Raw genomic sequence first — 12,893 nt, 5'->3', positions numbered from 1 at the left:
AGCCGCAGCCGCAGCCGCAGCCGCAGCCGCAGCCGCAGCCGCAGCCGCAGTCGTTGTTACCGCTGCGTACGCAGGGCCGCCGCGGCGTCGCTGGCCGTAGTGCGGATCCGGTACAGGCTGGTGGTTGCCGTCATATACAGCGTCCGGCCGTCCTGCCCGCCGAAGCAGACGTTGCTGACGGTTTCGGGCACCGGGATGTGCTCGAGTAGCTCGCCGGCCGGTGAAAACACCCGCACGCCGTCGCCGCCGGAGGACCAGATGTTCCCGTCCGTATCCACCCGGAACCCGTCGGGCACACCGGGGGCAACGCGCACGAACACCCGGCCGTTCTTCGCCTGCCGGCCCTCGATGACGTCGTAGGCACGGATCGGGTTGCCCTCGGACTGCGCCGGGCCGTACGGCGAGACGGCCTCTTCGGCGGTGTCGGAAACGTAGAGGACGGATTCGTCCGGGGAGAACGCCAGGCCGTTGGGGGCCATGATGTCGGTGATCACCGCGGTGAGCTCGCCGGTGGCCGGATCAAAGCGGAACACGTACCGGTCTCCGTACTCCAGTTCGCCGGGGTGGCCTTCGGCCGGGTTGTCGATCCCGTAGGAGGGATCCGAGAACCAGATGGTGCCGTCGGACTTCACGACGACGTCGTTGGGCGAGTTGAAGCGGACCTCGCCGAAGCGGTCCACCAGGGTTTCCACGGTGCCGTTGCGGTCCCGTTCCACGGCCCTGCGCCCGTGCGAGCACTGCACCACGGAGCCGTCCGCGTCCAGCGCTCGGCCGTTGGTGAACTCGATGTCGGAGCCGTAGACGCTGAGCTCGCCGGTGGTTTCGCTGTATTCCAGGATCCGGTTGGACCGCACGTCGCTGTAGCGCACCGCGTTGCGCTCCGGGACCCAGACGGGACCCTCCGCCCAGACCGCGCCCGTACCCACCTGCTCCAGCGAGGCTCCGTCTTCCAGCAGTGTCGAGGGGCGTGCGTCCATTGCGTTGTCTCCTTCTGAAGGTCCGGCCGGGCCTGCTTTTCGTGCGGGTGGTCTGCGTCCTTTTATACGCGAGGCTGCGGCGCCCGCCCAAAGGCACCCCTCGTCACGTCCAGGCTGGGCGGATGACGACGTCGGCCCGATGTATGGACTCCTGGACCAGGCGCGCATTGGGGCCGTCGACGTCCCGGACCCAGGCGGCGGCCGCTTCCGGCGTCTTCCCGAACCGGACATGCCGCTCCACCAGGCGCTGCACGCGTTGGTCTTCGTAGGGCTGGCAGTACCAGACCTCGGTGCACCGGGAGCGGACCTCACGCCATTCCGGGCGGTCCAGCAGCAGATAGTTCCCCTCCGTCAGGATCACCTTCGCTGCCGGAAACACCGGAATGTCGCCGGCCAGCGGCTGTTCCAGCGTCCGCTCGAAACCGGGCGCGTAGACCACGGTGGTCCGCGCTGACCGGAGGCGTTCCAGGAGCGCCGCATAGCCGTAGGCGTCGAAGGTTTCCGGGGCGCCCTTGCGCGCCAGCAGCCCGAGACGGGTCAGCTCCCGGTCCGAGAGATGGAAGCCGTCCATGGGAATGTGGGCAAAGGGCTGCGACTCGACGTCGTCGACGGCGCCGTTCAGCTCGCGGACCAGTGATTCCACGAGGGTGGTCTTTCCTGCTCCGGGGGCACCGGCGACGCCGATGACCACGGTTCCAGCCGAAGCCGAGGCCAGCGCCGAGATCCGGTTTTCCAGCTCCGTGAGTAGGGTTCGGGAATCTGCCACGGTCCTCCGCTCGTGCTCCGCTGTTGGCGGGCACCAGTCTACGACGGCGGCTGCGGTCCCCGCGGGTGCCGTCCGCCGCCGGTTTGGTCCAACGCAGGAAGCGGGCGGCACGGACCCCGGCATAAGCTGGAGGTGTTGCCTATTTCGAGGAGAAAACCTTGTCCCTGCTGACCCCTTTGATCACCTCCGCCGGCCTGATCGGCGGCTACCAGACCGCACGTTCCACCGGTAACCGCCAGCTGGGCGGAGCCGTGCTCGCCGCCGCCGGAGCCGGTGCATTTGCCCTCTGGAAGCGAGACGCCGGAACGGGCACCGCCGCGGCACTGACCGCAGGCTATGTAGCCGCCTTCGGCCTCTCCCATCCGCTCGCCAAGAAGATGGGCGCCTGGCCTGCCGTCTACACCGTCACGGGTGCCGTGGCCGCGGCGTCGCTGGTTTTCGGCCGACGCCGCTAGCCGCCTGGCCGGTCCGCGCCTCCTCACATCCCGCACCGCATCAAAAAGGTGCGGCCGAGCGGGAATGATCCGCGGGCCGGCGTCGTTAAAATCTGTGGACGGCCCGGGAGGGTCGCCGGCGGAAACGGTGCTTGGTAACTCAATACGGGGATGATCGGTTTCGACGATGTTTGTTGAGCCAGGGGAAGCGGGCCGAGAACGCAGAGTTATCTCGTTAACGCTCTCTGCAAAACAATAAGTGCCAAACCTATGCGCACTGACTTCGCTCTCGCTGCCTAAGCAGCCGGAGTAGTCCGTCAGCCCGGAGTCGCTCTCGCTCCGGATCCTGGCGTCGTTTAGAGGGCCACTGCCGAACACTCCCGCCGTCGGGGTGTTCGGGACATTTTGACGGCTGGGCCCGGATCAGCCACCTGTATGCAGGATGGCTGGGGCCGAGAAAATCCGACGCATACTGCGCCCGGAGAAGCCCTGACAAAACAACACCGGACGGGGGTTCGATTCCCCCCATCTCCACCATATTTTGAAGGCCTGCCCCCATGGGGCGGGCCTTCATTGTTTCCGCGGCCGTTTCGACTCTGCCTGTGCCGAGTCTTACCGGCGCGGCCGCGGCGCTAATCTGGGATACAGACAGCAAGCAGCCGCGGGAAGGAAACCACATGCAGGCATTGATAATCACCCCCGGGCAGAAGGACTCGCTGGAGCTGCGGGATCTTCCCGAGCCGGAAGCCGGTGAAGGAAGCGTGCTGGTGGAGACGCTCGCGGTGGGCCTGTGCGCCACCGACCGCGAAGTCATTGCCGCCGAATTCGGCACCGCACCCGAGGACCGGGACTACCTGGTGATGGGACACGAGAACCTGGGCCGCGTCGTCGAGGCACCCGAGGGCTCGGACCTTGCCGCCGGGGACCTGGTGGTCGGGATTGTCCGCCGACCCTGTGCGGAAAACTGCCGGGCCTGCGCCGCCGGCGAGTGGGACATGTGCCTGACCGGAACCTACACCGAACACGGTATTGAAGGACTCGACGGTTTCGCGCGCGAATACTGGCGCGGGGACCCCGATGACATGGTGAAGCTCGAACCCTCGCTGGAACGCGTAGGGGTCCTGCTGGAACCCGCCACCATCCTGGCCAAGGCCTGGGAACAGATCGACCGGATCGGCGGCCGCGCCTACTTCCGGCCGCAGGTTGTCGCCGTGACCGGCGCCGGGCCCGTGGGACTGCTCGGTGCCTTGTTCGGGGTGCAGCGCGGACTCGAAGTGCACGTCTTCGACCTGGAAGAGGACGGACCGAAGGAGGAACTGACCAAGGAACTTGGCGCCGTCTTCCACACCGACACCCTCCCCGAATCCGGCATCAACCCGGACATCATCATCGAATGCACCGGGGTGCCCACGGTGATCAATGACGTGCTGCAGCATGGCGCCAAAAACTCGGTCACCTGCCTCACCGGGGTCTCCGAGGCCGACGGCGAGCAGCCCGTGGACCTGGGTGCCCTGAACCTGAACCTGGTGATGGACAACCGCGTGGTCTTCGGCACCGTCAACGCCAACCGCCGCCACTACCTCAAGGCGGCCGCGGCTCTGGCCAAGAGCGATGCACGGTGGCTTGAGCAACTGATCTCCCGCCGGGTTCCGCTGGCGGACTATGCACAGGCCTTCGAGGACCGCGACGGGGACATCAAGGTGGTGCTGGACCTGCGGGACGACGCCTGACCCGTCCGCAGGCTATTTCTACTGGGCGGCTTCGGTGATAGACAGAAGGGACGGAAGCCGCCCCGGCGGCCACGGCAACCTGCATTGGAGGCACGCATATGCGTAAGGACGCTGACCAACCGGTAATTCCCGACGGTTCGGAGGGTGACCGGGCCGAGCAGTCACTGCCCGCGGTTCCCGGTGCAGGCGACGCCGGACCGGAAGGTGAAATCCACCGGGACGGTTCCGAGGCGGACGGCATTGAGCAGGACATTCCCGCAGTTCCGGGCGCAGGCGACGCCGGACCGGAAGGTGAAATCCACCCGGACGGGTCCGAGGCCGACATCCTGGAACAGAAAGCAGACGTACCGGGGAGTGACGAGGACTATCCGCCGGGGGACGGCTGATCCCGTTTAGCCCCGTTGGTATTTGTCACGGTGGCTTCCGGTTCATTCCGCCGCCGGCTGTAAAACCCGTGGTTTGTCTGAATCCCTGCGGTTTGGGTGAATTCCTCCGCTGCGCAGCGGAGGGATTTGCACAGACCGCAGGATTTTCCGGGCCCGCAGCCACGTAGAATGAACGGCGGCAGAACGGGCAACGGAAACAGCAGGAGCGGCGTGGATCTTTTCGACCCGAGGGCGGTGTTCGACGCCGTCGATCTCGCCGGGGTGCTGGCGAACGGAGTCCTCGGCGGCGCGGTCGCGCGGCAGCTGCGGATGGACCCGGTGGGTTTCCTGGTCCTGGCGCTCACCTCGGCGTTGGGCGGCGGCGTGTTGCGTGACACCCTCCTGCAGGCCGGCACCCCCGTAGCGCTGACAAACCCCGCTTATCTCTTTGCGGCAATCGCCGGAGCCGTCATTGCCTATGCCATTGAGCTCAAGGGCAAATGGGCCAACCGGTTCCTCATCGTGATCGACGCCTTCGCACTGGGCTGCTGGGCCGCCACCGGCACGGCCAAGGCGCTGGGGCTGGGGCTGGAATGGCTGCCGGCCATCCTGATCGGTGTTGTCACCGCCGTGGGCGGCGGCATGATCCGCGACATCGTGGTGGGCCGGGTGCCGGCCATTTTCGGCGGCAACACCCTGTACGCCACCGGTGCCCTCGTGGCCGCCGTCGAAATGGTGATCCTCTATCAGCTGGGCCTGCAGAACGTGGGCATGGGCGTGGCCATCGGCACCTGCGCCGTGCTGTGCACGGTGGCCCGCCGCCGCGGGTGGCGGCTGCCCGGACCGGGGGAGTTCAGCGTCCGGCTGAGCCGGCGTCCGCGCACGGAGGACCGGAGAAGCTCGGGCCAGGGCTGGCCGCGGCCGAAGTTCTGGAAACTCCGCCGCTGAGCCGACGTCGGCCCGCCGTCGACCTGTCCGGGCCCGTCGTCGACCTGTCCGGGACCGACAGGTGCCGAGGGCCTGCCGGCAGCCGCGGCTCCGCTTTGCGGTAATTCGCGCCGCAAAGCCCCTGAAACAAGAACCGACGCGGATTTAGTCCCGGAAATCCAGGCTTTCGCAGACTGGATTTGCAGGGAGTAGCGTGGCCAATATGAGTGCTTACAAGAGCGTAAATCCAGCCACCGGAGAAACCCTTCAGGAATTCGCTGAAGCCACCGACGCCGAAATCAACCAGGCCGTCACTGCAGCACATGAGGCCTTCGCCAGCTGGCGGAACGAGCCCGTGGAGAACCGCACCAAGGTCATCACCCGCGTTGCGGAACTGTACCGGGAACGCGCCGAGGAGCTCGCCAAGCTGATTGCCCTCGAAATGGGCAAGCCGCTGCGCGAGGCGAAGAATGAGGTTGCCCTCTCCGCCAACATCTACGAGTACTACGCCACCCAGGGCCCCGGCTTCATGGCTGACGAGCAGCTCGACGTCAAGGGCGGCGGCAACGCCGTGGTCCGCACCGAGCCCGTAGGCGCGCTTCTGGGCATCATGCCGTGGAACTACCCGTACTACCAGGTGGCCCGCTTTGCCGGCCCCAACCTGATGCTCGGCAACACCGTGCTGCTCAAGCATGCGAACAACTGCCCGCAGTCCGCCCTGGCGATGGCACAGATCTTCGCCGACGCCGGCGTACCCGAGGGTGCCTACGTCAACCTGTTCGCCACCAACGAGCAGGCCGCGGACATCATCGCGGATGCCCGGATCCAGGGCGTGTCCCTGACCGGCTCCGAGCGGGCAGGCTCCGCCGTCGCCGAGGTGGCCGGCCGGAACCTGAAGAAGTACGTCCTCGAACTCGGCGGCAGCGATCCGTTCATCGTCCTCGACACCGAGGACCTCGACACCACCGTCAAGGCCGCCGTCGCCGGCCGGATGGGCAACGGCGGGCAGGCCTGCAACGCCGCCAAGCGCTTCATTGTGATGGAGGACCTCTACGACGATTTCGTGGAGAAGTTCACCGCCCGGATGGCCGCCATTGAACCCGGCGATCCGCTGCAGCCGGAAACCCGTTTCGGTCCCCTCTCCACGCAGGCTGCCGCAGACGGCCTGGTGGAGCAGATCCGCGACGCCGTGGACAAGGGTGCAACCCTGCACACCGGCGGCAGCCTGATCGACGGCCCGGGTGCCTTCGTACAGCCGACCGTGCTGACCGATGTCACGCCGGAAATGCGGGCGTTCTCCGAGGAGCTGTTCGGCCCCGCCGCCGTCATCTACAAGGTGTCCAGCGAGGAAGAAGCCATTGAACTGGCCAACAACTCCCCGTTCGGCCTGGGCGGAGCGGTGTTCAGCGCCGACGAAGACCGCGCCCTGAACGTCGCCGACCAGCTGGAAAGCGGCATGGTCTGGATCAACGGCACCTCCGGCACGCAGGAAGACCTGCCCTTCGGCGGCGTCAAGCGCTCCGGTGTGGGCCGCGAGCTGGGACGGTTCGGCATGGCCGAATTCGTCAACAAGAAGCTGATCCGCACCCCGCAGAAGAAGTAGTAGGTCCAGCAGAAAACCCGGGGCGGCCTACCGCCCCGGGTTTTTTATGCCTGTGAGGTTTCGAGGACGAAACCGGCGTAGTCCGGTGCCTCGTCCACCAACCCGGATTCGGTGTGGAAGGCCGATGCCACTTTGTAGGACTCCTCGGTGACCTTCGTGGAGGTGGCGATTTCCTTGGGCAGCAGGGCCACCAGCGCATCGACGGTCTGCGGTTGGGTGTCCTTCAGGTACTCGCCCAAGAGGGTCCGTGCCTTTTCCGGGTTTTCCTGGATCAGGGCCAGCGACTTATCCAGTGCCCGGTTGAATCCGTCCACGAGATCCTGTTTGGCCTCGATCTGGGCGCCCGTGCTGAACACTGCGCCGTGGATAGGCGACCGCAGCGTTTCGATATCGCCGCGGGTCGGGGAGATGTAGATGGTGCCCTCGCCCGCGGTTTCAACCTGCTGTCCGATCGGCTGGAAGAAACACAGTGCGTCCACCCTGCCGGCGGTCAGCGCGCCGATTGCGGCGGTGGCGGCACTGCCGATGTTGACCATGGTGGAATCTGTCTGGGCGTTCTTGCCGATCTGCTTGAACAGGTAAGTCATGAGCGCTTCCGTGCCGCTGCCCGGTCCGGTGATGCCGATCTGCTTACCGACCAGCGCCTGGATCCGTTCCTCGAGCGGTGCGTCAGCGGAGGGCCCGTCAAAGTTGTTCCCCACCACCACGTCCACGTAGTACTCGGTGACCAGGCCGCTGACCAGTTTCGCGTCGTCGTCGATCTTGTACAGGTTGAACGCGTCGGTGATGACGCCGGCGCCGAGATCGATGCTGCCCGATTTCAGGGCGGCGGCCACCTTGGCACCCGTTCCGAGCCGGGGGCGTTCTCCCATGGTCACTCCTTCGGCGGTGAAGAAGCCCTCCTGCTCGGCTACGAACAGGGGGAAAAACGCGATCGAGTCGCTGATCTGGCCCACATTCAGCACTCCCGGATCGGAGCTGCCCGCGTTGTTGGCGCAGGAGGCCAGGGCGGGCACGGCGGCGATGGCGGGAAGGACGAGCATCGACTTGAGCATGCTGCGTCTGGAGGGGGTAACCGTTTCAAACATTGGAGTTCCAATCTGTGGAGGAAGAGTTAGTGCTCGTCCAGCGGCTTCCAGCGGTTGATCCGCTTGCTGAGGACGGCGACGCCGGAGTTCAGGATGGTGGCAACGATGGTGAGCACCACCAGGGTGGCGAAGACGCCGGCAGTGTCGAACTGGGCGGCTGAGGCGTTGATCAGGTAGCCGAGTCCCTGGTTGGACGCGACCAGCTCGCCGATGACCGCACCGATCAGTGCATACGGGATGGCTACCTTCAAGCCGGTGAGGAAGCCGGTCATGGAGGAGGGGAGTACGACCTTGAAGGCGACATGGCGGCGGTTGCCGCCCATCAGCCGGACTGCGTCGATCAGGCCGCGGTCCACTTCGCGGACCCCGGCGGCGGTGTTGAGGAAGACGAGGAAGAATACCGTGGCGGCTGCCAGCAGCACCTTCATGTCCATGCCGATGCCGAACCACACGATGAACAGCGGTGCCAGGGCAACCTTGGGGATGGAATACAGGGCGAGCATAAACGGATCCAGCACCTGGTAGAGCAGGTTGAAGGAGGCCAGCAGGTATCCCACCAGGGCGCCGGCAAGGGCTCCGAAGAAGAACCCGAGCAAGATCTCCTGCAGGGTGATCCAGGTGTGCGTCCAGAGCGTGCCGTCAGCGATCCAGTCCACCAGCCGTTCCAGGATCAGGCTGGGCTTGCTGATGAAGGTGATATCGATGACCGGTCCTGCGGTGATCTGCCACAGGGCCAGGAAGGCCACCAGTACTGCCGCACGCAGGCCCCAGACGATGGTTGAGTGGCCGAACTTGTCCCACCACGTGCGGTTCAGGTTTTCCTTGACGGGACCGGATCCGGCCGCCAGCGGCGGTACCCGGCCTGTTCCCGGTGCGGTTGCCGCCGGCAGCGCCGGCTCGGCCGCGGATGCAGCGCTCATGCCGTGGATCCTTCCTTGAGGGCGGCAGCAAGCTTCTTGTGCAGCGCCACGAATGTGGGGTCGATCCGGGTTTCATCCACCGAGCGGGGACGCGGAATATTGATCGGCTCATCCAGCAGGATCCGGCCGAGCTGGCCCAGGACCACCACGCGGTCGCCGAGGAGGAGGGCCTCCTCGATGTCATGGGTGACAAAAACCACCGTCTGCCCGGAGCCCTGCCACAACCGCAGCAGCTCTTCCTGGAGTTCGTTGCGCAGCTGTGCATCCAGCGCTCCGAAGGGTTCGTCCATCAGGAGGGTCTTCGGTGCCCCTGCCAGCATTCGGGCCAGGCTGGCCCGGCGCCGCATTCCGCCGGAGAGTTCCCGGGGATAGTGGTTCTCGAATCCGGTCAGTCCGACCTTGGCTATGAGTGACTGCGCCACCTCCCGGCGCTTCTCCTTGGATTCACCGCGGATTTCCAGCGGCATTTCGACGTTGCGAACGACGTCGCGCCACGGCATAAGCGTGTCCGACTGGGTCAGGTAGCCGATGTCCACGTTGGGGCCGTTCAGCACCGCGCCCTGGTAATGGACGGTTCCCGAACTGGGCCGGGTAAGCCCGGAGAGCAGGTTCAGCATGGTGGATTTCCCGCAGCCGCTGCGGCCGAGGATGCTGACGAATGTGCCTTCCTCGATGGAGAGGTCAAAGTCCCGCAGGGCAACGGTGGCGGTGTCATCGCGCTCGAACTGCTTGCTCAGCCCGGAGATTTCCAGCAGGGAGCTCATACGGCCTGCACCTTGCCCCGGTGGTGGGACGGGGCATCCGGCAGCGGGTCCGCGCCGGCCAGCCAGCGGCTGTTATGCACAGTCATCAGCCGGACCTCTTCCTCCGTGAAATCCTGCGCCAGTAAAAGGTCCGCGGCGATGGCCAACCCGTCCTCCACAGGAGGGTTGAAGGGCTGGCCGAGGTCACTGCTGATGACCGAGTTTTCCGGGCCGGCATGGCGGATGTTGGAGAACCAGAGGTCCCAGGACACTTTGCCGGTGAGGGGAGTGGTGAGGCACCGCTCCAGCAGTGCACCCTGCTCGGCCAGCTCCCGCTGCTGATCCAGCAACATGCGCTGGGAGGTGAACTCCGGGTGGGTAATCACCATCCGGCGCACGCCCAACTCCACGGCTGCCGGAATCAGGCTGCCGGATTCGTCGGCGTGCAGGTGGCCGGTGGCAAGCGTCATGTCATGCTTTGCGATCAGCTCCAGGACCTGGCGGGCCTCCGGGACCAGCCCGCCGCCGGATTCCACCTCCACGGCGGGTGCGGCCATTCCGGCGGTGCGCAGGTCCTCCTGCAGCTGGGCCCACATGGGCGGGGTGGCGCCTTCGGGTTCTTCGGCGAGGCAGGACCGCTGGTTTGAGCTGTCCACGGTGGGCAGCCAGACAAACTGGGCTCCGCCACGCGCGGCAATCTCCACGGCGATAGGGTTCAGGCCCCCCACGGAGGCATTGAGTGTGATGGCTCCGAGGACATCCACGCCCGGGTGGACCTTGCGGACGACGGCGGCGCGCTCTGCGGTGGGCGTGTAGTGGGACTTCAGCACAAATCCGGCCATTCCGAGCTCTGCGAAACGGGCGGCTAGATCAAGGTCGTCAATTCGGCGGCGCATAACGTCCGGCGCAATGTGCACATGGACGTCATAGGCGTCCCGGACTAGGTCCCGTGCGCGGGCTGAGGGCTGGTGATGGTCGGACATAAGGCTCCCTTGCCTGATGAGCGGTTGGTGCCCAAATTGTCGCCAATAATGTCAACGGTTGTCAATCCGAAAAAGTGAGCTGCTTCACAATCGGGGCAGGACAACAAATAACGCCGACGCGAAATGCGCCGGCGTAGGAACTTCAGTGGGGAAAAAGGGGGGGGGCAGCTAGACCGAGCGGGTGTTTTCCGGTTCCGGTTCCGGTTGCCCCGCGCGGTCGCTGGGACCGTTGAACACCACATACCGGTACGCGAAGTAGCGGAAGATATTGCCCAGGCCGATGCCCACCACGTTGCCCGAAATGTTGTCCGCAAAGGTGCTGCGGAAATCCAGCACGTAGTGGGAGATGAACAGGCAGCCGGTGGAAATAAGCAGCCCCACCAGATTGGTCAGGGCGAAAAGCAGCGTTTCACTGCGGATGCTCCGGGTGCGCAGCTTCCGGAAGGTCACGTAACGGCTGCCCAGCCACGAAACGGTGGTGGCCGCCGCTACCGAGATGGTCTTGGCGGCGATGGGGCTGTCCGGCACGAGGGTGGCAGAGAGAATATTGAACAGGACTACGTCAACCACGAAGGCGACGGCGCCCACTGCTGAAAACGAGCCCAGACGGCGGACGATTGCGCGCACCTTGCTGGTTTCTGCCATTACCGAAAAATCCATTCAACGCATTGCTGCGGGACGCAGCTTCCTGCCCTGGCCGGTGCACACACGCGGGGAGGGACTTTTACCTTTCGGATGATGGCACAAAGTGCATTTGGCCTCAAAATCCGTGCCGACGCAAGCCGGATCAGGGCAGTGTGACCGTAAAGACAGTGCCCTTGCCTGCCTGGCTTTCCATGGCGATGGTGCCCCCGTGCTCTTCCACAATCCGCTTGGTGATTACCAGTCCCAGCCCGACGCCGGGGATCTGCGCCCGGCGTGCGGTGCCGGAGCGGAAGAACTTAGTGAAGACCTCCGCCTGCTCGGCCTCGGTCATGCCGATGCCGGAGTCCGCTACCCGAAGGACGGTGGCACCGGTTTCGGCGCGCCAGGCGCTGACCGTCACCCGGCCGCCGTCGGGCGAGTACTTCACCGCGTTGGAGAGCAGGTTGTCCAGCACCTGGGAAATGCGCTTGGGATCGACCATGGCCGGCAGGGTCTCGGGAACCTCGGCAACGATGGTCACCGCGTTGATTTCGGCACGCGGTGCGGCGGAGGTGATGCCGGAGCGGACCAGTTCGCTGAGGTCCGTGACTTCCTGCTGGACATTGGCGGAGCCGGCCGCGGCGGTCAGCAGGTCCGAGACCAGGTGCAGGAGCTTCTCGGAATTCCGCTGCGCCACCTTCAGCGAGGAGGCCACATACGCCGGGATGGCATCTTCTTCGTCCAGCGCCAGTTCCAGGTAGCCCATGATCGAGGTCAGCGGGGTGCGCAGCTCATGGGACACATTCGCCACGAAGTCGTCCTTCGCCGCCACGGCGTTCACCAGGCCGGTGACGTCGCTGTAGGCGATCACGGAACCGCGGAAGGCGTCGTCGTCGCCCTTGACGGAGCGGGCCGAGACGCTCAGCGCCTTCTGCTCCTCACCGTTCCCGTACCAGACGAGTTGGTCCGAGAAGGACTGGCCGAGGGCTGCCCGCTTCACCGGGCGCTGGTCCACGGGGATCGGTGTGGTGCGGTCCGGCCCGAAAATGTACATCTCCGCTTCGGTGGGGCGGGTGGTGAAGGACGGGGCCGCGAGGCGCTCGTGGAGCTGCTGGCGGGAATTGGTAAGGATGCGGCGGCCGTCCTCGTCAATGACCGCCACGCCCACCCGGATGGTGTTCAGGATGGTTTCCAGCATCGACTCCTTGCGCAGGCTTTCCATCAGAGAGGCCTGCAGCACCACATCCTTTTCCTGCAGCACCACTGCCTGGGCGGTGAGGCTGGCCTCGGCCTCGGCACGGGCGGCCTCGGCGTCCTCGGCGGTGCGCAGGGCCGAAATGAGGTCACGCTCGTACAGTCGGCGCTCGTGCGCATAGAAGGCAACCACCTGGTCAAGGGCGGGCCTCCCGCCGGCCGCGGGGGAACGGGTGGCGGAGAGCAGGACCGGGATGCGCTGGCCGTCGGGTCCCAGGAGGTCGACGGCGAGTTCGGCAAACGCGGCGTTCAAGGCCAACTGCGGCATGGCGTGCGTGGTGTAGACAATCCGGTCACCCACGGGCAGCAGCTTCAGGAAGCTGGTGCCGCGGACGTCCTCCAACGCCTTGCCGATCCATTTCTGCGCCGTGCCGTTGGCGTCCACCACGGTACCGTCCGCCAGGGTGATGAAGTACCCGGCCGGAGCGGTTTGGGACAGGGCGCGGTAGTCAAGCCGGAAATCCAGGTCCATGATGCTC

At 65.7% G+C, this 12,893-nt stretch carries 13 protein-coding genes and 1 other RNA gene; 6 read left to right on the top strand and 8 right to left on the bottom strand.

Annotation, left to right across the window (positions count from 1 at the left end; genetic code table 11):
- Nucleotides 1-56: 56 nt before the first annotated feature.
- The gene (locus tag N2L00_RS14415; protein WP_255862423.1) at nucleotides 57-977 is read right to left on the bottom strand and encodes an SMP-30/gluconolactonase/LRE family protein; all 921 of its coding nucleotides are present in this window, start codon (nucleotides 975-977) and stop codon (nucleotides 57-59) included.
- 103 nt (nucleotides 978-1,080) lie between these two features.
- Nucleotides 1,081-1,743, bottom strand: coding sequence for a nucleoside/nucleotide kinase family protein (locus N2L00_RS14410; protein ID WP_255862424.1), 663 nt, complete (start codon nucleotides 1,741-1,743; stop codon nucleotides 1,081-1,083).
- A gap of 158 nt (nucleotides 1,744-1,901) precedes the next feature.
- Here N2L00_RS14410 and N2L00_RS14405 point away from each other — a divergent pair, with 158 nt between their 5' ends.
- The 6 genes from N2L00_RS14405 to N2L00_RS14380 all read left to right on the top strand — a co-directional run bounded on the left by N2L00_RS14405 (nucleotide 1,902) and on the right by N2L00_RS14380 (nucleotide 6,802).
- Complete coding sequence (locus N2L00_RS14405; protein ID WP_227919463.1) at nucleotides 1,902-2,198, top strand: hypothetical protein; 297 nt, start codon at nucleotides 1,902-1,904, stop codon at nucleotides 2,196-2,198.
- A 146-nt stretch (nucleotides 2,199-2,344) separates the two neighbouring features.
- Nucleotides 2,345-2,714, top strand: a transfer-messenger RNA (tmRNA) gene (ssrA, locus tag N2L00_RS14400).
- A gap of 140 nt (nucleotides 2,715-2,854) precedes the next feature.
- Entirely contained in the window at nucleotides 2,855-3,907 is a 1,053-nt protein-coding gene (locus N2L00_RS14395) for a glucose 1-dehydrogenase (protein WP_255862425.1), read from the top strand.
- Nucleotides 3,908-4,005: 98 nt separating this feature from the next.
- Nucleotides 4,006-4,293: a hypothetical protein gene (locus N2L00_RS14390; protein WP_255765208.1), complete on the top strand. Its 288-nt coding sequence runs from the start codon at nucleotides 4,006-4,008 to the stop codon at nucleotides 4,291-4,293.
- Nucleotides 4,294-4,461: 168 nt separating this feature from the next.
- A complete protein-coding gene (locus N2L00_RS14385) occupies nucleotides 4,462-5,220 on the top strand; it encodes a trimeric intracellular cation channel family protein (RefSeq protein ID WP_255862426.1) in 759 nt (252 codons plus the stop codon).
- Between the two features lie 202 nt (nucleotides 5,221-5,422).
- Nucleotides 5,423-6,802: an NAD-dependent succinate-semialdehyde dehydrogenase gene (locus N2L00_RS14380; protein WP_255765206.1), complete on the top strand. Its 1,380-nt coding sequence runs from the start codon at nucleotides 5,423-5,425 to the stop codon at nucleotides 6,800-6,802.
- 44 nt (nucleotides 6,803-6,846) lie between these two features.
- Here the strand turns inward: N2L00_RS14380 and N2L00_RS14375 are convergent, their stop codons facing one another.
- The 6 genes from N2L00_RS14375 to N2L00_RS14350 form a co-directional block, all read right to left on the bottom strand.
- Entirely contained in the window at nucleotides 6,847-7,890 is a 1,044-nt protein-coding gene (locus tag N2L00_RS14375; RefSeq protein ID WP_255862427.1) for an ABC transporter substrate-binding protein, read from the bottom strand.
- Between the two features lie 26 nt (nucleotides 7,891-7,916).
- A complete protein-coding gene (locus N2L00_RS14370; protein WP_255862428.1) occupies nucleotides 7,917-8,810 on the bottom strand; it encodes an ABC transporter permease in 894 nt (297 codons plus the stop codon).
- A complete protein-coding gene (locus N2L00_RS14365; RefSeq protein WP_255765202.1) occupies nucleotides 8,807-9,574 on the bottom strand; it encodes an ABC transporter ATP-binding protein in 768 nt (255 codons plus the stop codon). Before N2L00_RS14365 ends, N2L00_RS14370 begins: the two co-directional genes overlap by 4 nt.
- The gene (locus N2L00_RS14360) at nucleotides 9,571-10,536 is read right to left on the bottom strand and encodes a DUF6282 family protein (protein WP_255862429.1); all 966 of its coding nucleotides are present in this window, start codon (nucleotides 10,534-10,536) and stop codon (nucleotides 9,571-9,573) included. The genes N2L00_RS14365 and N2L00_RS14360 overlap by 4 nt, the downstream gene beginning before the upstream one ends.
- A gap of 168 nt (nucleotides 10,537-10,704) precedes the next feature.
- On the bottom strand, nucleotides 10,705-11,181 hold the full coding sequence (locus N2L00_RS14355; protein ID WP_255862430.1) for a GtrA family protein: 477 nt from the start codon (nucleotides 11,179-11,181) through the stop codon (nucleotides 10,705-10,707).
- Nucleotides 11,182-11,323: 142 nt separating this feature from the next.
- The gene (locus N2L00_RS14350; protein WP_255862431.1) at nucleotides 11,324-12,886 is read right to left on the bottom strand and encodes an ATP-binding protein; all 1,563 of its coding nucleotides are present in this window, start codon (nucleotides 12,884-12,886) and stop codon (nucleotides 11,324-11,326) included.
- Between the last annotated feature and the right edge of the window lie 7 nt (nucleotides 12,887-12,893).

The sequence above is a fragment of the Arthrobacter sp. zg-Y1171 genome, from assembly GCF_025244845.1.
In the GTDB taxonomy this organism is placed as follows: Bacteria; Actinomycetota; Actinomycetes; order Actinomycetales; family Micrococcaceae; genus Arthrobacter_B.
Note: the sequence above shows the minus strand (reverse complement) of the source record. Positions and strands in the feature narration are given on the sequence as shown.

Bases quoted from the DNA above. Each gene is read 5' to 3' on its own strand.
- N2L00_RS14350 (WP_255862431.1), bottom strand. From the start codon at position 12,886: ATGGACCTGGATTTCCGGCTTGACTACCGCGCCCTGTCCCAAACCGCT.
- N2L00_RS14355 (WP_255862430.1), bottom strand. From the start codon at position 11,181: ATGGCAGAAACCAGCAAGGTGCGCGCAATCGTCCGCCGTCTGGGCTCG.
- N2L00_RS14370 (WP_255862428.1), bottom strand. From the start codon at position 8,810: ATGAGCGCTGCATCCGCGGCCGAGCCGGCGCTGCCGGCGGCAACCGCA.
- N2L00_RS14375 (WP_255862427.1), bottom strand. From the start codon at position 7,890: ATGTTTGAAACGGTTACCCCCTCCAGACGCAGCATGCTCAAGTCGATG.
- N2L00_RS14415 (WP_255862423.1), bottom strand. From the start codon at position 977: ATGGACGCACGCCCCTCGACACTGCTGGAAGACGGAGCCTCGCTGGAG.
- N2L00_RS14390 (WP_255765208.1), top strand. From the start codon at position 4,006: ATGCGTAAGGACGCTGACCAACCGGTAATTCCCGACGGTTCGGAGGGT.
- N2L00_RS14395 (WP_255862425.1), top strand. From the start codon at position 2,855: ATGCAGGCATTGATAATCACCCCCGGGCAGAAGGACTCGCTGGAGCTG.
- N2L00_RS14360 (WP_255862429.1), bottom strand. From the start codon at position 10,536: ATGTCCGACCATCACCAGCCCTCAGCCCGCGCACGGGACCTAGTCCGG.
- N2L00_RS14385 (WP_255862426.1), top strand. From the start codon at position 4,462: ATGAACGGCGGCAGAACGGGCAACGGAAACAGCAGGAGCGGCGTGGAT.
- N2L00_RS14365 (WP_255765202.1), bottom strand. From the start codon at position 9,574: ATGAGCTCCCTGCTGGAAATCTCCGGGCTGAGCAAGCAGTTCGAGCGC.
- N2L00_RS14380 (WP_255765206.1), top strand. From the start codon at position 5,423: ATGAGTGCTTACAAGAGCGTAAATCCAGCCACCGGAGAAACCCTTCAG.